The sequence below is a fragment of the Arthrobacter sp. GQ119 genome (genome assembly GCF_059759125.1).
Genome location: NZ_JCAXEA010000021.1, coordinates 40,102 through 59,490 on the forward strand (window position 1 = coordinate 40,102; position 19,389 = coordinate 59,490).

General features: G+C 65.2%; 16 protein-coding genes and 2 tRNA genes. 10 read left to right on the top strand and 8 right to left on the bottom strand.

Translation table 11 applies throughout. The annotated features are described in order from the left end of the window. Positions 1-222 precede the first annotated feature (222 nt). The 4 genes from AC6CH3_RS18250 (at position 223) to AC6CH3_RS18265 (ending at position 4,772) form a co-directional block, all read left to right on the top strand. Positions 223-3,159: a UPF0182 family membrane protein gene (locus AC6CH3_RS18250; RefSeq protein WP_498133766.1), complete on the top strand. Its 2,937-nt coding sequence runs from the start codon at positions 223-225 to the stop codon at positions 3,157-3,159. 221 nt (positions 3,160-3,380) lie between these two features. Continuing rightward, a tRNA-Met gene (locus tag AC6CH3_RS18255) sits at positions 3,381-3,454 on the top strand. Between the two features lie 145 nt (positions 3,455-3,599). Then, positions 3,600-3,676 (top strand) — tRNA-Met (locus AC6CH3_RS18260). A 160-nt stretch (positions 3,677-3,836) separates the two neighbouring features. Beyond that, positions 3,837-4,772: a cytochrome b/b6 domain-containing protein gene (locus tag AC6CH3_RS18265; RefSeq protein ID WP_498133767.1), complete on the top strand. Its 936-nt coding sequence runs from the start codon at positions 3,837-3,839 to the stop codon at positions 4,770-4,772. A gap of 22 nt (positions 4,773-4,794) precedes the next feature. On the opposite strand, the gene AC6CH3_RS18270 is transcribed toward AC6CH3_RS18265, so the two are convergent. The 3 genes from AC6CH3_RS18270 to AC6CH3_RS18280 form a co-directional block, all read right to left on the bottom strand. Beyond that, positions 4,795-6,219 carry a cryptochrome/photolyase family protein gene (locus AC6CH3_RS18270; protein ID WP_498133768.1) on the bottom strand — a complete coding sequence of 475 codons (1,425 nt, stop codon included), beginning with the start codon at positions 6,217-6,219 and terminating at the stop codon, positions 4,795-4,797. Between the two features lie 108 nt (positions 6,220-6,327). Then, the gene (locus AC6CH3_RS18275) at positions 6,328-7,128 is read right to left on the bottom strand and encodes a PspA/IM30 family protein (RefSeq protein WP_498133769.1); all 801 of its coding nucleotides are present in this window, start codon (positions 7,126-7,128) and stop codon (positions 6,328-6,330) included. Between the two features lie 110 nt (positions 7,129-7,238). After that, a complete protein-coding gene (locus tag AC6CH3_RS18280) occupies positions 7,239-9,299 on the bottom strand; it encodes a TPM domain-containing protein (protein ID WP_498133770.1) in 2,061 nt (686 codons plus the stop codon). Between the two features lie 296 nt (positions 9,300-9,595). On the opposite strand from AC6CH3_RS18280, the gene AC6CH3_RS18285 reads away from it, so the two are divergent. From AC6CH3_RS18285 to AC6CH3_RS18300, 4 genes are all read left to right on the top strand, one after another. Then, positions 9,596-11,269, top strand: a complete 1,674-nt coding sequence (locus AC6CH3_RS18285; protein ID WP_498133771.1) for a S1C family serine protease — start codon at positions 9,596-9,598, stop codon at positions 11,267-11,269. Between the two features lie 236 nt (positions 11,270-11,505). Beyond that, positions 11,506-12,306: an electron transfer flavoprotein subunit beta/FixA family protein gene (locus tag AC6CH3_RS18290; RefSeq protein WP_498133799.1), complete on the top strand. Its 801-nt coding sequence runs from the start codon at positions 11,506-11,508 to the stop codon at positions 12,304-12,306. Positions 12,307-12,321: 15 nt separating this feature from the next. Further along, positions 12,322-13,275, top strand: coding sequence for an electron transfer flavoprotein subunit alpha/FixB family protein (locus tag AC6CH3_RS18295; RefSeq protein WP_498133772.1), 954 nt, complete (start codon positions 12,322-12,324; stop codon positions 13,273-13,275). A 4-nt stretch (positions 13,276-13,279) separates the two neighbouring features. Continuing rightward, entirely contained in the window at positions 13,280-14,056 is a 777-nt protein-coding gene (locus AC6CH3_RS18300) for a PIG-L deacetylase family protein (RefSeq protein ID WP_498133773.1), read from the top strand. Between the two features lie 45 nt (positions 14,057-14,101). On the opposite strand, the gene AC6CH3_RS18305 is transcribed toward AC6CH3_RS18300, so the two are convergent. From AC6CH3_RS18305 to AC6CH3_RS18320, 4 genes are all read right to left on the bottom strand, one after another. Continuing rightward, the gene (locus tag AC6CH3_RS18305) at positions 14,102-14,944 is read right to left on the bottom strand and encodes an anti-sigma factor (protein WP_498133774.1); all 843 of its coding nucleotides are present in this window, start codon (positions 14,942-14,944) and stop codon (positions 14,102-14,104) included. Position 14,945: 1 nt separating this feature from the next. After that, positions 14,946-15,551, bottom strand: a complete 606-nt coding sequence (locus AC6CH3_RS18310; protein WP_498133775.1) for a sigma-70 family RNA polymerase sigma factor — start codon at positions 15,549-15,551, stop codon at positions 14,946-14,948. 250 nt (positions 15,552-15,801) lie between these two features. Continuing rightward, entirely contained in the window at positions 15,802-16,269 is a 468-nt protein-coding gene (locus AC6CH3_RS18315; RefSeq protein WP_498133776.1) for a tRNA (cytidine(34)-2'-O)-methyltransferase, read from the bottom strand. Positions 16,270-16,311: 42 nt separating this feature from the next. Next, complete coding sequence (locus AC6CH3_RS18320; protein ID WP_498133777.1) at positions 16,312-17,259, bottom strand: J domain-containing protein; 948 nt, start codon at positions 17,257-17,259, stop codon at positions 16,312-16,314. 218 nt (positions 17,260-17,477) lie between these two features. Here AC6CH3_RS18320 and AC6CH3_RS18325 point away from each other — a divergent pair, with 218 nt between their 5' ends. Next, a complete protein-coding gene (locus tag AC6CH3_RS18325; protein WP_498133778.1) occupies positions 17,478-18,197 on the top strand; it encodes a hypothetical protein in 720 nt (239 codons plus the stop codon). A gap of 9 nt (positions 18,198-18,206) precedes the next feature. Here AC6CH3_RS18325 and AC6CH3_RS18330 read toward each other — a convergent pair whose 3' ends face one another. Beyond that, positions 18,207-18,623 (bottom strand): hypothetical protein, encoded by a 417-nt coding sequence (locus AC6CH3_RS18330; RefSeq protein WP_498133779.1) that lies wholly within the window; start codon positions 18,621-18,623, stop codon positions 18,207-18,209. 90 nt (positions 18,624-18,713) lie between these two features. Between AC6CH3_RS18330 and AC6CH3_RS18335 the strand changes: the two genes are divergently transcribed. After that, positions 18,714-19,388, top strand: a complete 675-nt coding sequence (locus AC6CH3_RS18335) for a helix-turn-helix transcriptional regulator (RefSeq protein WP_498133780.1) — start codon at positions 18,714-18,716, stop codon at positions 19,386-19,388. The last annotated feature ends 1 nt before the right edge of the window (position 19,389 follow it).

Sequence of the window (19,389 nt, forward strand, 5' to 3'; positions counted from 1 at the left end):
GGCAGGAACTAAGGCCCCTCGCCGCTCGTGGCACTAAATAACAGCCGCTGTCGGGTGTGTGGTGGGCTGAGCAAGCTGATACGTGCTCTGCGCCCACGGTGCAGCGCATCATGCATGCTGGTCCCCGGAAATTCAAAAATATGACAAAGCTATGAGGTACAGAGTTTGTCCCGTCCTGCCAGCCCCACCCCGCCCGGAAGACTCCAGCCAAAGCGCGGTGCCTTGACGCCGACGCTCATTGTCGTAGCGCTGGTTGTCGTCGGATTCATCTTCTTTGCCAACGTGTGGACGGACGTCCTCTGGTACCAGCAGTTGGGCTTCTTTGAAGTCTTCCTGACGGAAAACGTGGCAAGAATCAGCATCTTTGCCGCGGGTTTCGCGATCATGTTCGCCGGAGTGTTCTACGCCATCCGGATCGCCTACCACGCCCGACCGGTGTACGCCCCGGATTCCGAAATCCGGGACAACCTCAACCGCTACCAGGCCCAGCTTGAACCAGTGCGGCGGGTGGTCATGGTCGGCCTTCCGGTGCTGTTCGGGCTCTTCGCCGGAAGTGCCGCCTCGAGCCAGTGGCAGAAGGTGCTGCTGTTCTTCAACCAGGAATCCTTCGGCCGGAATGACCCGGAATTCGGGCTGGACATCAGCTTTTACCTCATGACGCTCCCGTTCGTGGGCTTCATCGTCGGATTCCTCATCAGCGTGGCGGTCGTTGCCGGCATCGCCGGCATCCTGACCCACTACCTTTACGGCAGCATCCGGATCATGGAACGCGGGATCTTCACCAGCCGCGCCGCGCAGATCCACCTTGCCGTAACGGGCGCCTCGTTCCTGCTGCTCCTGGGCATCAACTTTTGGCTGGACCGCTACGTCGCCGTCCAGAACAACAGCGGCAGGTGGGCCGGTGCGCTCTACACGGACGTCAACGCCGTCATTCCCACCAAGGCGATCCTGGCTGTTGCCGCCATCCTCGTTGCCGTCCTGTTCATTGTTGCCGCGATCATCGGCAGGTGGCGGCTGCCGCTCATCGGAACGTCAATGCTGGTCATCACCTCCATCCTCGCCGGCGGTGTCTACCCGTGGGTCATCCAGCAATTCCAGGTCCGCCCGTCCGAGCAGACCCTCGAAAACCAGTACATTAAACGCAACATCGACATGACCCGGGCAGCATACGGGCTCGACCAGGTGCAGCTGGAGCGTTACAACGCCACCACCACTGCCGCCACCGGTGCGCTGGCAAAGGACGCTCAAACCACCGTCAATATCCGGCTCCTGGACCCGAACCTTATCTCGGATGCGTTCTCGCAGCTTGAGCAGTACCGGCCGTACTATCAGTTCCCCAGAGCGTTGAATGTGGACCGGTACGAGATCGACGGTAAAGTCCAGGACACGGTGATCGCGGTCCGTGAACTGAACCCGGATGGCCTGAGCCCTGACCAGCAGTCGTGGCTGAACCGCCACGTTGTGTACACCCACGGCTATGGAGTGGTGGCCGCCAAGGGAAACAAGTTCACCGCCGACGGCAAGCCAGAGTTCCTGCAGTCGGGGATTCCGTCCACCGGTGTGCTCGGGACGGACGAAACGTACGAGCCCCGAATCTACTTCGGCGAGGATTCGCCGGAATACTCGATCGTGGGTGCTCCCGAGGGTGCTCCGCACCGTGAGCAGGACCGCCCCGCAGGCAGGGACACCGGAGGCGAAACGCAGTACACGTTCACCGGCAACGGCGGCCCGAACGTCGGCAGTTTCCTCAACCGGGTGCTCTACTCGATCAAGTTCCAGTCCTCCGATCTGCTGCTGTCCGATGGTGTGAACCCGGCCTCCCAGATCCTCTACGAGCGGGATCCCCGCGATCGCGTAAAGAAGGTGGCACCCTATTTGACCGTCGACGGAAACGCTTATCCGGCTGTCGTTGACGGCAGGGTCAAGTGGATTGTGGACGGCTATACCACCAGCCAGTACTACCCCTATTCCCAGCAAGCACAGCTCTCGGATGTCACGACGGATTCGCAGACCACGGCGGGCCGAACCGTGGCGCTGCCCAACAGCTCGGTGAATTACATCCGCAACTCTGTGAAGGCCACCGTCGATGCGTACGACGGGTCTGTCACGCTGTTTGCATGGGATGATCAGGATCCGCTGCTGAAGGCATGGCAGAAGGTCTTCCCGAATTCCCTCAAGCCATACTCGGAGATGTCCGCCGACGTCATGAGCCACGTCCGCTACCCGGAGGACCTCTTCAAGGTGCAGCGGGAACTGCTGGGGCGTTACCATGTGACGGATCCGGTCAGCTTCTACAAGAACGACGACGCCTGGAGCGTTCCGAACGATCCCACGGTTTCAGAGAACGTCAAGCAGCCCCCGTTCTACATGTCGCTACAGATGCCTGACCAGAAGAAGCCTGCCTTCCAGCTGACGTCCTCCTTCATTCCGCAGGTGGTTGACGGCAATGCGAGGAACGTCCTGTACGGCTTCCTGGCGGCCGATTCGGACGCCGGCAACCAGAAGGGCGTGAAGGCTGAGTCCTACGGAAAGCTCAGGCTTCTCCAAGTCCCGCCGGAAGCCCAGGTTCCCGGGCCGGGCCAGGCGCAGAACAAGTTCAACTCCGATCCGACGGTGTCACAGGCGCTCAACCTGCTCCGGCAGGGCGCCTCGGATGTTCTGAACGGCAACCTCCTGACGCTGCCCGCAGGTGGCGGCCTGCTGTATGTCCAGCCGGTGTACCTACGCTCCACCGGTGAAACGTCGTACCCGACACTGCAGCGCGTGCTTGTTGCCTTTGGCGACAAGATCGGCTTTGCCCCCACCCTGGACGAGGCTCTGAACCAGCTCTTCGGCGGTGACTCCGGTGCCGCCGCCGGCGACTCCTCAAATAACGGCCAGACTCCGGCGCCACCAAGTGGTGGGGGTGGGGGAGCACCTGCCCCGGGAACAACCGATGCCCGCGCAGAACTGAAGGGCGCCTTGGCAGAAGCCAACGCAGCCATCAAGGCCGGGCAGGAAGCACTGGCCAAGGGCGACTTCGCGGCCTATGGCGAGCAACAGCAGAAGCTGAACGCAGCACTGCAGAAGGCCATCGACGCCGAGGCGAAGATTGCCGCCACGACTCCGGCTTCGGAGCAGTCCCCCTCGCCGACACCGGCCCCGACTCCCAGCAGCTGAGGCGGTGGGCAGTTGAACCGGCTAGCAGCTGGGCACGTGCCAGGACGCTGAACTGAGGCACGAGTAGGAAAGGCCCGCCGCCGTCTCCCGCGAGGGAGCGGCGGCGGGCCTTTCCTGTTGGCCTGAAGTCGGCCTGCCGTAGCGGGGCAGCCGCCCGAGACGCAGATCACGTCGCCTCGATTTGGCCTGCTGTTCACCGGCCGGTAGAGTTGTTCTTGCGACGCGGGGTGGAGCAGTTCGGTAGCTCGCTGGGCTCATAACCCAGAGGTCACAGGTTCAAATCCTGTCCCCGCAACTGAGAGAAGGCCCGGAACACCGTCAGGTGGTCCGGGCCTTTTGCTGTCCCTGGGGACTGGCCGAAGAGTGCCGGGGCGAAGCCAGGGTGCGGTCCGGGGAGTGGCGTCGGCGGCCGCGAAAGTAGGGTAGAGTTGATCAAGCGACGCGGGGTGGAGCAGTTCGGTAGCTCGCTGGGCTCATAACCCAGAGGTCACAGGTTCAAATCCTGTCCCCGCAACCAAAGACGAAGCCCTGGCCGGTGTGAACCGGCCAGGGCTTTTCGTTTCCCGGTAGCTTTTGTTCACGTTCTGGCACTTCCTAGTATTCTCTTCGCAGGGCCCGGAGTGTTTCGGCCGGGGCAGTTGCCCGTCTCAGTCATTCTTGAGAGGAATGTAGTTTCGATGTCCACAACGAAGAACAAATCCGGCACGGCGAAAGGCAAGCGGTCCAGGCTTTACTGGACTGTGCCGGCGGTCCTCGTGGCCGCAGTGCTGGTGGTTCTGCTCGCAAAGTGGGCTACGGGCCTTTCCGGCGTTCAGTCCTTCCTGTCGGACTACCCGGGGCATTCCGAACTTCCCGGCGGCGCGCCGGTCGGCTTCCCGGCCTGGCTCGGCTGGCAGCACTTCCTGAACGCCTTCCTGCTGCTGCTCATCATCCGCACGGGCTGGCAGGTACGCACCACCACCCGTCCGGGCGGCTACTGGACGCGGAACAACAAGGGCCTCATCCGGACTAAGACTGCCCCCACGAAGATCTCCCTGGAGCTCTGGTTCCACCTGACCCTCGACGTTCTGTGGATCCTCAATGGCCTCGTTTTCGCGGTCCTGCTCTTCGCAACAGGCCAGTGGATGCGCATCGTGCCCACCAGCTGGGACGTTTTCCCGAATGCGCTGTCGGCTGCACTGCAGTATGCGTCGCTGGACTGGCCCACCGAGAATGGCTGGGTGAACTACAACGCCCTGCAGCTGCTGGCGTACTTTGCCACGGTCTTCATCGCGGCCCCGCTCTCCTTCATCACCGGCCTGCGGATGTCAGCGGCCTGGCCCAAGAAGGCGGCCGGGCTGAACAGGGCCTTCCCGATCGAAGCGGCGCGCGCCATCCATTTCCCCGTGATGGTCTACTTCGTCGCCTTCATAGTGGTGCACGTGTTCCTCGTGTTGGCGACCGGCGCGCTGAGGAACCTGAACCATATGTACGCCGCGAGCGACGACGCCGGCTGGGCCGGCTTCTGGATCTTCACCACGTCAGTCGCAGTGATGGTCGCGGCATGGTTCCTGGCAAGGCCGCTGTTCCTGCGCCCCATTGCTTCCCTGATGGGCAAGGTCACCAGCCGCTGACCGCAGACGCCGCAAGCGCCTCTCAGCCGTCCTTTAGCTGCTGGTAGGCGTCCAGCGCCCGCGCGCGTGATTCCTGCAGCCCCACGAGCGGTGCAGGATAGCCTTCGGCAGCTGTGGCGTCCTTCCACGGCTTATGGACAGTTTTGTCGTCCAGACCAGCGAGTTCGGGGATGAACCTGCGCAGGTATCGGCCCCGTGAATCAAACTTCTTGCTCTGGGTGACAGGGTTGAAGATCCTGAAATACGGCGAAGCATCCGCCCCGGAGCCGGCCACCCATTGCCAGTTCGCGGGGTTGCTTGCGGCGTCGGCGTCCACGAGTGTGTCCCAGAACCAGGCTTCCCCCAGGCGCCAGTCGGCCAGCAGGTTCTTCACCAGGAACGACGCGGCGGCCATGCGGACGCGGTTGTGCATCCATCCCGTCTGCCACAGCTGACGCATGCCGGCATCAACGAGCGGATAGCCGGTGCGCCTCTGGTGCCACGCTGCGAGTTCGGCCGCGGACGGCGTTTGCCAGGCAAAGCGGTCAAACTCGCGGCGGTAGTTGTCTGTGGCGAGGCCGGGGTTTTCATAGAGCAGGTGCCAGCAGAATTCCCGCCAGCCAAGCTCGCTTCGGAAGATGCCGACGTCGGCAGGAGCGTTCCGCGGGAAGCGCTGGCGGAGTGCCTGCCAGGCCCGGAACGGGCTGATTTCGCCAAAGCGCAGATGCGGGGAGAGCCGGCTGGTGCCTTCCACACCGGGCAGATCACGTCCGGTGCCGTACTCCTCGACGGGTCCGTCCAGGAAATCCTCCAGCCGCAGGCGCCCGCCGCGTTCCCCCGGCGTCCAGGTTTCGGCGAGCCCGCGGCTCCAGTCGGGCCGGCGGGGGAGCAGCCCCCAGCTGTCGAGGCTGTCGCTGCCGGGCAGGGAACCGCCGGCACCGTGTGCCGGTTCGGGGAGACGCGTGGGGGCGTCCACCGGCATCCGCGGCTCCGCAGCCGCCAGGCAGGACCGCCAGAACGGGGTGAACACCTTGTACGGCCCGCCCGTGCCTGTTCGGACCGTCCATGGTTCGAAGAGGAGGTTCGCCTGGAAGCTGGTGACAGTGATGCCCTGCCGGGCGGCCCATTCCTTGATGCCCGCGTCCACGGTCCGTTCGGCTAGTCCGTAGCGTCTGTTCCACAGAAGCGTTCCTGCTTCCGTCTCCTCGGCCAGGCCACGGAGCACGGCGGGGGCGGCGCCGCGGCGGAACAGCAGGCGGGAGCCTTTGGATTCGAGTTCTGCGGAAAGCCGGGCCAGCGAATGGTGGAGCCACCATTTCGTTGCTCCGCCCAGCGGACGGATGCCGGGGGAGTCCTCATCCATGATGTAGACCACAGTCATCCTGTCCGGGCGTGAGGCTGCGGCGGAAAGGGCCGGGTTGTCGTCGAGGCGAAGGTCGTCCCGGAGCCAGACAATCGTTGAAGCCATGGCCCCACGCTACCTGCCGCGGGTACGGAAAAGGCCGGGATCCTCAGATCCCGGCCTTGTCCGTACCCAACTATCCTGCTCTAAGTTCCTGCAGGCTGCTCTCGGGTGCTACAGCTTGTCGAAGTCGGCCTCGTCGACGGTCGAACCGACTGCTGCCGAACCGGACGCCGTACCCCCGGCGCCGATGGCAGGCTTGGCCCCGCCGGACTTCAGCGCGGCCAGTCGGGCCTCAATCTCGGTCTGCTCGCCAAGGTCTTCAAGCTGGTTGAACTGCGCATCGAGGCTCGACGCGGCGAGCTCCTGCTGGCCGAGGACTTTTGCTTCTTCGCGGCGGATTTTTTCTTCGAAGCGGCCCACTTCGCTGGTGGGGTCCATGATGTCAATGCTCTTGAGGGCGTCGTGAACCTGGGTTTGGGCCGCTGCGGTCTTGGAGCGGGCCACCAGTTCGTTGCGCTTGCTGGTGAGCTGGTTCAGCTTGCCCTTCATCTGGTCCAGCCCGGTCTTGAGGCGCTCCACAACCTCGGCCTGCGACGCGATGCTCGGCTCGGCGGCCTTGGCCTCGTTCTCAGATGCCATCTGTCGCTGCAGCGCAATCTTGGCCAGGTTATCGAACTTCTGGGCGTCAACGGTGTCGCCGGCGCTGCGGTACTCATCGGCCTTGCGCGACGCCGCCAGAGCCTTGTTGCCCCAGTCCTGGGCGTTCTTCACATCCTCGTTGTAGTCCTGCTGCAGCATCCGAAGGTTACCGATGGTCTGCGCCACTGCCGACTCGGCTTCGGCGATGTTGTTGGTGTAGTCCCGCACCATCTGGTCGAGCATTTTCTGCGGGTCCTCGGCCTGATCGAGCAAGGAATTGATGTTCGCCTTTGCGAGCTGCGCCATGCGGCCAAAAATAGACTGCTTAACCATGGTGTTACCTTTCGTCCTGCTCAGTTTTCCCACTGAATCCAGTGATCAGTTGATATACCGCTTCTACCCGCCGTCCGGAAGATCCCGGCCCGGCGGAGTCTCTCTGCCGGCTAGAAGTCCCCGCCGCCGCCGAAGTCGCCGCCCCAGTCTCCGCCGCCGCCGTCTCCGCCTCCGAAGCCGCCAGCATCACCGCCCCAGCCTCCGCCGTCGCTGTGGCCGCCGCCCCAGCCGACTCCGCTTCCGCCGTTCAGGATGGAGTTGATCAGGATGCCACCCAGGATGGCGCCGCCGAGGCCTCCGCCTCCACCGCCGCCGAACATGCCGCCACGGCCGTAGCCCTGGTTGGCGTAACCGCCAAAGTTGTCGACGTCGGATTGAGCCACGTGCGCCGCCTGGGCAGCCAGGGCGTGGGCCTGCTGGGCGTACGTCAGAGCCGTGACAGGGTCATTGCGTGAGATGGACAGGGCGTAGTCGAGGTTGCGCTGTGCTTCGGCCAGCCGGGTCCTGGCTTCCGTCCCCACTCCGCCGCGCCGTGCGGTGATGTAGTCCGACGTGGCGCTGATCTGCGCCTGCGCGGACATGATGGTCTGCTGCAGCGAGGCCTGCGCGCGGCGGGCCTGCTCCTGCTGGTCGCGTATGCCGCTCAGTGAACGGTCCAGCGACTGGTGGGCGGTTTCCACCCGTTCAAGCGTGGCGATCGGGTCAATCCGGCCACCCTGGATCTCGGTTTTCACCTGGGCGAGTGCCGCCTCGACGCCTGCCACAGGACCGGCAAGCTCCGGGTGTGCACCGGACTGGATCAGGGCCTTTGCCTGGGCCAGGTCCTGGGAGGTGTCCACAACGGCGGCCTCGAGCCCCTTCCGGGCCTCATCCAGGCTGCCGGACACCTTCGAAATGGCGTCGAGGAGCACGTTGGTCTGGTGCAGACTTTCCTCAGCGGCGCGGACGGCTACAGCGGCCAAGCTTCCCTCGCCGGCATCCAGCTTCTCGCGCGCGGTGCTGCTGGCGTTCTGCACGAAGGCGAGCCGCTCCTTGCCCTGCGTGATGTTGTCCGCCACCTGGACGAGTGCGCTCTCGGCGTACTTGCCCCGCAGCTCCGCGAGGGTGCGCTCAGCGTTGGTGATCTTCGCGTCTGCAGCAGCCGCCCCGGAATCAACAGCGGCCAGCGCCTGCGGCGCATTCTTTTCGAGCTCGCGGAGGGAATCGAAGTCCGCTTTCTGCTCCTGCAGGGACTCCAGGGCAGCTTCCGAGCGGCGGATGATCTCGCCCAGCCAGGTGCGCTGCTGCTCCTCGGTGTCCGGGATGTGGTCGTCCAGCTGCTGCTGCAGCTTGAACGATTCGGACATGTGGGCTTTGGCCTCCTGGAGCGCCTTCGTGAAGTTTCCGACGGCAGCCTCGCCGTACTGCGCCTCGGCGAAGCCCAGTTCCTGCTCGCTCGACTTGATGGCGTCGTCGGCTTCGATCAGCAGCGGACCGCTCTTGCGGCGGAGTTCCTCGACGCTCAGCGAAGCAAGGGGATCGAGCTCGGCGCCCTGCGGGCCATAGCTGGCGCTGGAGGCCAAAGCAGCCTTCTTGCGCCGGTTGCGGAGGTACAGGTATGTCGCCGCTCCGCCGGCGGCCACAACACCCACACCAACCAGCACAGCTGTGCCGGCACCGTCGCCGGACGGAACGCTGCCGCTTCCGCCGCCGGCGGCGTCGCCGATGGCGGCCGCAGTGTCGATGGCGGCCTGCGCATAGTCACCGTTGCGGAGCTGCGGATCGACGGCGCTCTTTACGATCGTGTCACGTTGTGCGTCGGTGATCTTGCTGCCCTGGGGCTTGCTTAGCTGGTACTGCCTGGCGCTTGGGTCTGTTGCAACCGCCAGAACCATCGCGTTTGAGCGCAGATTTGCCTTTTGGGCCACTTGGGCGGTCCAGGCTGTTCCGTCCGTCGGGTTCTCGAATTTCTTGACGTACACGACATGCAGTGTCATGGCGTGGTCCGTGCCGAGCTTCTTGATGGCCGTTTCGACGTCGGCCTTCTTGCCGCCGAGGACGCCGGCATTATCGACAATCTTGGTGACAGGATCGAGTGGGACCGGACTCTCGGCCCAGGCTGCTGTGGCAGGGAGCGCCAGCATTCCAGTCAGGCCGATCACGGCGAATACACGTTTCAACATTGACCGCATGGCAACCCTTCAGCACACCGCGACTGGTTCAGGATGAAACAGCCGTCTCAGAATGCAGCAGCGCCCCCACGCCGGGTGTAAAGCCGCAGGTCGCTGTGGCACTTCTTGATTCTATGGTGCACCAAGGGGACCGTCCACGGGCCGGGAATATGCCACCAGCGAAAAGCGCTTTCCACGCTTAGAGGACCGCCAAGATCGCAGGGGTGCCGCGCGCTCAGCAAGCTCTCAGCAAACGTCCGCCCTAGTTTCAGTCACATCGTCCATAGTTAATACAGACGAGGATGAAAGGAAGTCCAATGACTGAGAACCCACTACCGGGGTCAGCTCCTGAGAACCGAGATCCTGCAGGGCGGCCCGCTGATCAGACGGCTCGGCCGGCGCGCCCGGAGGGTCTCCAGCAGGGGGAAAACCAGGACGCCCAGGAAAACCGGAACAGCCAGGAAAACCGGGACAGCCAGGAAAACCGAGATATCCAGGAGAACCCCACCTTGCGGCTGGACCGGCCGGACGAGGCCGCGGATGGCCGGGGCCACGGACCCCATGAGCCTGGCAACGGGCAGCACCAGCCCAGCACCGGACCGCATCCCGAATATCCGCAGCATGCTCCCTTCTATGGCCAGCACTCCGGGCCTGCGACCCAGCAGTTCGCTTCTGCACCGCAGCATGCACCCCAGCACGCCGGCGCACCTGGCCACCAGCCGGTGCCCGCCCAGCACGCCGCCCACTCCGCATTCCAGGACAACCGGGCCAACGCCCCCAAACGCAAGGCCACCTTTGGCGTGGGCACCCTGGTTGCCAGCATCCTCGCCGCAGGCCTCGTGGGAGGCGGCGTGGCAACGGTAGGTGCCGGAAATCTGTTCGACGGCGGGACCGCACCGACGGTCAGCACGGGAGGCCAGCCCGGAACTGTCATCGTCAACAACAAGGATGATGTCAACGCCATCACGGCGGCGGCCACCAAGGCAACGCCGAGCGTTGTCACCATCAAGGCCACGAGCGGCAGCGAAGGCGGCACCGGCTCGGGCGTGATCATCGACGACCAGGGGCACATCCTGACGAACACCCACGTGGTGACGCTGGACGGCACCGTCGCCAACGCGGACATAGAAATACGGACCAGCGAGGGCCAGGTTTTGTCCGCGAAACTCGTCGGGACTGATCCGCTGTCCGACCTCGCCGTCATCAAGGTGGACAACCCCTCAGGACTCACCCCCGCCACGCTGGGCGATTCGAGCAAACTGAACGTCGGCGATACCGCGGTGGCGATCGGCTCGCCGCTTGGCCTGAACGGCACAGTCACAGACGGCATCGTCTCCACCCTCAACCGGACCATCAGCGTCGCTTCCTCCGCAGCGCCTAAGGACGGTCAGGACAACTCCCAGGGCGGTGACCAGGGCTTCGAGTTCGCGCCTCCGGGCCAGGGACAGGGCCAGAGTTCAGCGAACAAGGGCTCAATCGCCATCAACGTGATCCAGACAGATGCCGCCATCAACCCGGGCAACTCCGGCGGTGCACTGGTGAACACCAAGGGTGAGATCATCGGCGTCAACGTGGCCATCGCTTCGGCCGGCGGCAGCTCGGCGGCGACCGGGACGGGCAACATCGGTGTAGGTTTCAGCATCCCGATCAACCACGCCAAGCGCGTGGCCCAGGAAATTATCGAGAACGGCAAGGCCACCCATGGCCAGCTCGGAGTCAGCGTCAAGGAGAAGTCCTCCTCGGATTCGACCTCGGGCTTCTCCATTGGGGCGGATGTCGCCACGGTGGAAGCGAACTCCGCCGCTGCCAAGGCAGGCATCAGGGTCGGCGACGTCGTCACCCGCTTCAATGACCTTGCCATCAGTGACCCGAACCAGCTCACCGCGGCAGTCCGCGAGCAGCCGGCGGGTGCTTCCGTCAAGATCACCATTCAGCGCAACGGCCGCGAGCAGCAGCTCGACGTGACACTGGGAGCCGCAGCGGAACAGTAGGGCAACCCCAACAGAAGCGCTACCGACGGCGGGACTCACCGGGAAGGTGGGTCCCGCCGTCGTTCTGTGCCAATCCGGTAGCCAGGCTGACACAGGCGTTAACACGGGGCGGCATCGGCACGCCCCTATATGGTTAGCTAGGAGCTACCCGTACCCCGGGCGTTCCGCGGCCATGACCTCACCCGGCTGGCTATCCACAAGCATGGAAGGCTGCTGTAAATACAGTGGAAGAGACATTGAAGATCATCGTCCTGGTCAAGCATGTGCCGGACGCCCAGTTTGACCGGCACCTCACTGGCGAGGGCCACACGACAGACCGCGACGAGAGCATCCTGTCCGAGCTGGACGAATACCCTCTGGAAGCGGCGCTGCAGCTGATCGAGGCGCGCGGCGGAAGCAAGGCCGGCAACAAGGTCATCGCCCTCAGCATGGGGCCGGCAGGCGCCGTGAACGCCATCAAGAAGTCCCTGCAGATCGGAGCCACGGAGGGCGTTCACCTCACGGACGAAGCACTCACCGGTTCGGACGCCGCCGCCACGTCCCTCGCACTCGCGGCCGCAGTCCGGCACCTCGGCGCTGACGCGCCCGTGGACCTGGTCCTCACCGGCATGGCGTCCACCGACGGCGAGACATCCCTCGTTCCGGCCCAGCTCGCCGAGCGCCTCGGGCTTCCCCAGGTGACCTTCGCTTCCTCCCTGGAGGTCGACGGCGGACGGGTCACCGCGCGCCGTGACGCGGACACCCACTCCGAAACCGTGGAGGCGTCCCTGCCCGCTGTTGTGTCGGTGACGGACCAGATCAACGAACCCCGCTATCCCAACTTCAAGGGCATCATCGCCGCCAAGCGCAAGAGCATCACCACGCTTTCGCTGGCTGACATCGGAGTCGATCCGTCCCAGGTGGGCCACGCCGGATCGTGGACGACGGTGACGTCGGCCGAGGAACGCCCGCCGCGCACGGCCGGCACCATCATCACGGACGAAGGCGACGCCGGCATCAAGCTGGTGGACTTCCTGGCCGCCCAGAAGCTGCTCTGAGAGGGATCACATCACATGGCAAACGCACTTGTATTCATTGACAACCCGGGCCAGGCCCTCAAGAAGAGCACCCTGGAACTCCTGACCATCGCCCGTTCCCTCGGCGAGACCGCCGTCGCGGTCAACGGCGACCTGCACGACGACGCCGCTGCCGCCCTGGCTGCCTACGGTGCCGCCGCCGTCTACCGGCCGTCCGCGCAGGACCTGGACGACTACCTGGTGGCCGCCAAAGCGGCATTCGTGGCGGCATCGGTCGACAAGTCCGGCGCCACCAGGGTGCTGCTGGAAAACTCCCCGGAGGGCAAGGAAATCGCGGCGCGGCTCGGGATCCGCTTGAGCGCCGGTGTGATCACCGACGTCGTCGCAATCGACGCCGACGGCACCGCCCACAAGTCTGTGCTGGCAGGGTCCTACGCCACCGCGGCGAAGGCCACCACGCCTGTCAGCGTGTTCTCGGTCAAGGCCAACAGCGTGAACCCCGAACCGGCTGCCGCGCCCGCAACGCCCGAAACCGTGACGGTTGACGCTCCCGCCGATGCGGCCGCCACGGCTGCCCGGATCACCGCCCGCGAGCAGAAGGTCGCGAGCGGACGCCCGGACCTCACGGATGCACGGATCGTGGTGGCCGGCGGCCGCGGCCTGGACGGGGACTTCACCCCTGTCGAGGAACTGGCTGATGCCCTCGGCGCAGCAGTGGGAGCATCCCGCGCGGCCACCGATGCCGGCTGGATCAGCCACGACGCCCAGGTCGGCCAGACCGGCAAGGTCGTCTCCCCCCAGCTCTACATCTCAGCGGGAATCTCCGGCGCCATCCAGCAGAAGGCCGGCATGCAGACGGCCAAGGTCATCGTGGCCGTGAACAAGGACGCTGAGTCGCCGGTGTTCGAAATCGCGGACTTCGGCATCGTCGGCGACCTCTTCAAGGTACTCCCGCAGGCCACCGAAGAAATCAAGAAGCGCAAGGGCTGATTCCTTGACGCCCCAAGCTCCAGCACAGAGCCCGTTCAACCCGGACAAGCACCGGGTTGAACGGGTGCTCTGTTTCGCGGCCCATCCTGACGACATCGACTTTGGTGCCGCAGGCACCATCGCTGCCTGGACCGCCGCCGGCGTCGACGTCAGCTACTGCATCATGACCGACGGCGACGCGGGCGGGTTCGACCCGGCCCACCGGGAGGAAATCGTTGCCCTGCGGGCGGCCGAGCAGGAGCGTGCGGCAGCGCTCGTCGGGGTCACCGACATCCACTACCTCCACGAGCGGGACGGGTTCCTCGAACCGAACCATCTGGTGATGTGGGGAGTGGTGAAGCTGATCCGCGAAATCCGTCCCGACGTCGTGCTGTCCCTGCATCCCGAGCGCAACTGGAACCGCATCCAGAAGAGCCACCCCGACCACCTGGCAGTGGGCGAGGCGGTGACGCGGGCGATCTACCCCGCCGTGGAAAACCCGCACGCGTATCCAGAACTCGCGGAGTCCGGGCTGGACGCCTACAAGGTCCCGTGGCTTTGGCTGTTTGCCGGGCCGGAGGAGCGGGAAAACCATTTCGTTGACGTCACTGAGCATGTGGAGAGCAAACTGGCCGCGCTCCATGTCCACGTCAGCCAGCATCCCGATGCCACCGCCATGGAGAACACGGTGCGGAACGGCATGGTGCTGAACGCGCAGCGTGCCGGCCTGCCCGAAGGGCGCAGCGCCGAGGCATTCCACGTCGTAGCCGTCAACGGCCCGGGAACGATCGCCGGCTTTTAGGCCAAGGCGTCAACACCGGCGCGTTGCCGGATGCTGACGCGCCGCTCAGGCATTGAGCGGTGCGTCAGCGACCGTGGGCGATGTTGGTGCAGCTGAGCCGCCGGCCGGTTCCACGGTGATGCCGAGCGCGGCAGCGGAACTGATGCCCTTGACCACGGCAGGCTTTGACAGCGCTTCCTCGTCCATCAGCCCCTGGGAAACCGGAGTGGATCCGTCCTTCGGAATCAGCCACATCTGGTACACCTTGCCGGGCGGGGGCGCGGGTACGTCCTTCATCCGTACAACCAAAGCGTCCTTCGACGACGATATGGACACGGTGGCCGTGCCGCCGCCGCTGACCTCGACGGTCGCCTGGCGCACGTCCTGCGCCTGGAGGACCTGGGTCAGCGGATCATTCTGGTTGGCCATGTACGCGCCGACCCCCACGCCGCCCAGGGCGATGACGGCGGCTGCAGCAACGCCAATGAGCCAGTTCCGCATACCGGAGGCCCGGCCTCGGACGTTGCGGCGTTCCCGGGCAGCAGCAAGATCATCCGCTGCCGCAGGTGGCTGTGCGGCCGGTGCCTCAGCGTGCTCCGCGGCAGGAGGCTGCACCGGAAGCTGGGCGACTATCCGGCCGAACAGGTCTGCCGGAGGTTCCTCCTCTGCGGTGAACGCCATGGCCAGTGTTTCCCTGGCCTGGCGGACGCGTTCATTGAAGGACTCGCGCTCGGACTCCGGAGCGGTCCTGACGTACTCTTCGATGGCCCGCCGCTCCGCGTCACTCACGGCATCCAGGGCATATACTTCGGCGAGTTCCACCGCGCGGCCGGCGGTCAGGTCAGTGGAAATGTCGGCAGCGAACCCCCGAGGCAACCGGCGGCCGTTCGTATCGTTCGTTTCGCTCATTTCAACTCACCCCCAAGCAGTTCTTCAGTCGGATCAGTCCGTCGCGTATGCGGGACTTGATTGTAGGTATGGCAGCGTCGAGCTTTTCGGCGACTTCCCGGTAGGTCAGTCCGCCGTAGTAGGCCAGCCGCACGGATTCCTGCTGCGTTTCCGTAAGCGTTCCCAGGCACCGCGCCACGGCTTCGGCTTCCAGCCTGCTGTCCACCTCATCCGCCACGGAATCGTGGTCGATGTCCTGGCTGCTGGCGCCGTACCTGGCCTCACGGTCACTGGAAGACTGCGATGACCGCACTTTGTCCACGGCACGGCGGTGGGAGATGGTCATGAGCCATGCCAGGGGACTTCCGCTGGCGGAGTCGAATTTGGCGGCGTTTTGCCAGACCTGCAGAAAAACCTCTTGTGTGGTGTCTTCGCTGAGCTCCGGATCGATCAGGACGCGCCTGGCCATGCCGTATACCCGGCGGGAGGTCAGCCGGTAGAACTCGGCGAAGGCCGGCTGGTCGCCGGTGGCGATGCGCTCCAGCAATGCCGCCAGCTGGCCGTTCAGGTCGACGGCGCTGCCTGGCGGCGCTGGGGCGCCAAGGTTCGGCGCGTTGGGAGTTTCCATCACTGTCAAGCATAGGTCTCCGGACGTCCCCTGTGGGCCCAGCCCGGAGACGGCAGCACTGTTGCGGGCGAAACCGGGTGTTGGCCTGCCCGCACGTACTGTTTTCACCTGCCGCTCCTCATCCCTGGGATCTGACCTCAGCAGTGATTCGGTGCGGGCGGCGCCTCGGATGGGTGCGCCTGGGCGGTGTCAGAGCTTGGTTGTCAGACCTGGCCGCCGTCAGACCTTCGCGCCGTCAGACCAGGCCCCGTCAGACCTTCGCGCCGGCGAAGCCCTGCTGGCGCCACGCCTCGTACACCGCGATGGATGCGGCGTTGGCCAGGTTCAGTGACCGCAGGGAGGGCAGCATGGGCAGCCGCACCCTCGAGGTCACGTGGGGATCGTTCTTCACATGTTCCGGCAGGCCCACCGACTCCGGGCCGAACAGCAGCACGTCGCCCGGCTGGTAGGCGATGTCCGTGTACGACTTTTCGCCGTCCGAGGTGAAGGCAAAGACCCGCTCCGGCTGCAGAGCTTTCCATGCAGACTCGAGGTCGGGGTGAACGGTCACGACTGCAAGGTCATGGTAGTCGAGCCCCGCCCGGCGCAGCTTGGCATCCGAGAAATCGAAGCCCAGCGGCTCAACGAGGTGGAGTTCTGCCCCCGTGATGGCAGCAAGGCGTATTGCGTTGCCGGTATTGCCGGGGATTTCAGGGGTATGGAAGAGGATGCGGAACACCGTTCAATCCTAGTACCGGGAGAGTCTTGGGCCGGTTCCGGCTCAGTGCATTCCCCTCAGCAGCCTGGCCAGTACCGGGACATTGACAGTGTTGGGGGCCGGGCCGGCAGCGAGGAACTGCTTGAGACCCCTGGCAAGCCCTGCGGCATTGACCACCTGCACCACGTCGGAGGAAGCGCGGGACCGGCGGTGGTGGTCAATGACCGGTTCGTGGAGGTTGCCGTCGGGGCTGTGGACCACTGTCCAGCCGGTTATGTTCAGTTCGGGGAAGATGTCCTGCATCGCCCGGACAATATGGGTCAGCTGCGGGGGAGCGATGGACCGGCTGCCATGCTTCAGCGTGGCCCCGTCCCAGGCGTAGGCGCCTTTGGGCAGGAGCATGGACCCGATCAGGGCCAGCCGGTAGCCCGAGAGTAGTGCGTGATCGATGTGGCTGTTGTCCGCCGGAGACTGCAGCCCGTTGATCAGCCGGGCTGCAGGAATGGCCGGGAGGACCTGCCGGCTGATGAGCTGGACGGTGCGCATTTCCCGCTGGATCCGGGCTTCGGCTCCGAAGATGCCACGCTTCCTTGGCATCCCGTGGACCTGCCGGCTGGCCACGTCGAGGGGGATCAGCGGGACAGCGCCGGGCGAATCAAACGGAGGCACATAGACCGGATCGTCGCCGGAGGTGTTCCGCGGAGTGCCGGGCCGGTGGATCGTCGCAGAGGCATGGCTTCCTGCCGCCGGCGCATCAAAGTGGGCCTCGTCCGCGTCCTCCCTGCTCCGGTGCCTGGGGCCTGTCGCGTAGGAGCGGTCGTAGGCAGCCCGTCGCCGCGGGTCGATCAGCGTTTCATAGGCAAGGGTGACCTGCCGGAAGGCGGCGGCATCACCGCCGTGGTCAGGATGCGAGACCCGTGCTGCCCTGCGGTAGGCCATCTTGATCTCTTTGTCCGTTGCGGTCACGGGGACGCGGAGTACCTCGTAGTGGGAGCTGTTTCCCTCGGTCAAGCACGGTCCTTCGGTTGATGTTGCCAGCGCACGCACGCCGCCCGGTCTGCCAAGCATATCGGCCGGCAATGCCGGACTAGTCTGACAACGTCCGTGCCTGCATCTCGGGTTCCCGGCCGGTCACAAAGGGGCGGCGGGCGGCGTTTAGACTCTTCGAAGGACCATGGCGCCCGGGCTTCTGCCGGACGCCCATTCGCGCAGGAAATTGTGAGGTGTTGATGGCCGGGCTTAGCGATCCGCGCCCGAGTGACCCGGCGGGCAGGCGGTCCCTCCAGTGGGGATTGGCACTTTCCACGCGGGCAGTGCTGGCCGCGGTGGCCGCGACTGTTCTGGGCGCCTGCAGCGTGGGGGTCCCCGATCCCGGTGCCCGGGAGACTGCGCCTGCCAGCCGGCAGCCGGCCGCTCCCACTGTTACCCCCGGTCACGACGCCGCCGCCGTCGCCGCCCGCAGCATGCCGTTTTCCGCCGGCTCCACGTTGGCCCGTGGCATTCCCGTGCAGGTGTCGGAGGGCCTGGCGGAAGCGCCAGGCTGGCGGCGGACCGGGACCCCGGCCGGAGGCGCCAGCGAGTACAGGAAATCCGACGGCTGCCTGGCTGCGGCCAAGGTCCGGACCAACCAGTGGCCGCTTGTGGCAGGCAACGACCGGGAATCGACGGAAAGGCTCTTCACCTATCTCGATCCCACCATCCTGCCGAAGTATTTGAAGCCGGACGTCCTCCGCTGGGGCGGGGAGGCTGGCAAGCCGGGGCCGACCGTTGACGTGCTGGTCTTTGAGCGTGCGGCCCTGCCCAAGGGCAGGGCCGCCATGCTTGCCCGGGTCTTCGGCCAGGCCGGTTCATCCATTTTCGTCACGCTTGCCTGCCCATCGGCTCCCGCCCTTGCCGCCGCCCGGGGGGACGTTGGACGCTGGCTGGCGGTTGAGCCGCCTGCCGAGTAGCTGCCGGGCTTACTTTCCCGAGGCCACGGCGAGCCGGTTCAGGGCGACTGCACCCACGAAGAGGCCGAAGTCGCGCAGGGCAACGTCATAGAAGTTGCCCAGGATGAGCAGGTTCACGATTATCCCCAACAGCCAGGCGGCCACGACCAGCGAGCCGATCCGGGGACGGAATGCGACCAGCAGCCCTGCCAGGACTTCAATGACCCCCACGGCATACATGAAGGTCTGCCCCGACACCGGGATTACCGACGTCGCAACAGGAGCAAGATAGATCGTCCAGTCGGTGAGCAGGTTGAGGAATTTGTCCAGGCCAAAGAGGATCGGTGCCACCGTGAAGACGGTTCGCAGCAGCAGGAATGCCTGGCGAGCCGGCTCCTGCACCAACGTTCCGGAGGGGGCCTTTCCGGTCAATGCTGATGTTTTCATGACACGCTCCTTCTAAAAGTAGGTAATTTGATTTTAGATCTCCTGCAACGGTTTAGCAATGAATCTTGTTTTTAGAGATACGCTGGAGTCATGACCCGTGAATCAGGTGCGAAGCTGTCGTGGGGGGAGCGGTTGGCTGCGCTCGCGTCGCTGGGGGACGCGACCCGGCGGCGCCTCTTCGAGTACGTCGCCTCGGCGCCCTCGGCCGTAGGCCGTGACGATGCCGCAGGAGCTCTGGATCTCCCGCGAAGCACGGCGTCCTTCCACCTTGACCGCTTGGTGCGCGATGGCCTCCTCGCCGTCGAATTCAGGAAGCTCGGTGGCAAGGGCGGCCCTGGCTCGGGCCGTCCGGCCAAGCTGTACCGTCCCGCACTAGCGGAAGTGGGTGCGTCCGTCCCGGACCGGAGTTACGATCTCGCGGGGGAACTCCTGGCCTCGGCCATCGAATCGTCGATGTCGGGCGGTGTTTCCGTCCGCGAGGCTCTCCTCGCCACGGCCTACTCCCGGGGGCAGGCTGCCGCAGGTGGGGGAGGGCCACTGGAGCAACTGCTGACCCAGGTCGGATACCGCCCCGCTCCCGATGGTCAGGGGGGAATCGTCCTCTTGAACTGTCCGTTCCATCGGCTGGCTGAGGGCCACACGGACGTGGTGTGTGCGATGAACGGTGCTTTTCTCAGCGGTGCCGCTTCCGCCTGCGGCGTGCCCGAAGAGAAGGTGCAAGAGGACCGGTCCGCGGGGCGCTGCTGCGCCAGGATCAGGCCATAGC

What these genes read in the sequence shown, in the direction of transcription:
- AC6CH3_RS18265 (WP_498133767.1), top strand. Translation starts at nt 3,837, where the DNA reads ATGTCCACAACGAAGAACAAATCCGGCACGGCGAAAGGCAAGCGGTCC.
- AC6CH3_RS18270 (WP_498133768.1), bottom strand. Translation starts at nt 6,219, where the DNA reads ATGGCTTCAACGATTGTCTGGCTCCGGGACGACCTTCGCCTCGACGAC.
- AC6CH3_RS18275 (WP_498133769.1), bottom strand. Translation starts at nt 7,128, where the DNA reads ATGGTTAAGCAGTCTATTTTTGGCCGCATGGCGCAGCTCGCAAAGGCG.
- AC6CH3_RS18280 (WP_498133770.1), bottom strand. Translation starts at nt 9,299, where the DNA reads ATGCGGTCAATGTTGAAACGTGTATTCGCCGTGATCGGCCTGACTGGA.
- AC6CH3_RS18285 (WP_498133771.1), top strand. Translation starts at nt 9,596, where the DNA reads ATGACTGAGAACCCACTACCGGGGTCAGCTCCTGAGAACCGAGATCCT.
- AC6CH3_RS18295 (WP_498133772.1), top strand. Translation starts at nt 12,322, where the DNA reads ATGGCAAACGCACTTGTATTCATTGACAACCCGGGCCAGGCCCTCAAG.
- AC6CH3_RS18305 (WP_498133774.1), bottom strand. Translation starts at nt 14,944, where the DNA reads ATGAGCGAAACGAACGATACGAACGGCCGCCGGTTGCCTCGGGGGTTC.
- AC6CH3_RS18310 (WP_498133775.1), bottom strand. Translation starts at nt 15,551, where the DNA reads ATGGAAACTCCCAACGCGCCGAACCTTGGCGCCCCAGCGCCGCCAGGC.
- AC6CH3_RS18325 (WP_498133778.1), top strand. Translation starts at nt 17,478, where the DNA reads ATGGCCGGGCTTAGCGATCCGCGCCCGAGTGACCCGGCGGGCAGGCGG.
- AC6CH3_RS18330 (WP_498133779.1), bottom strand. Translation starts at nt 18,623, where the DNA reads ATGAAAACATCAGCATTGACCGGAAAGGCCCCCTCCGGAACGTTGGTG.
- AC6CH3_RS18335 (WP_498133780.1), top strand. Translation starts at nt 18,714, where the DNA reads ATGACCCGTGAATCAGGTGCGAAGCTGTCGTGGGGGGAGCGGTTGGCT.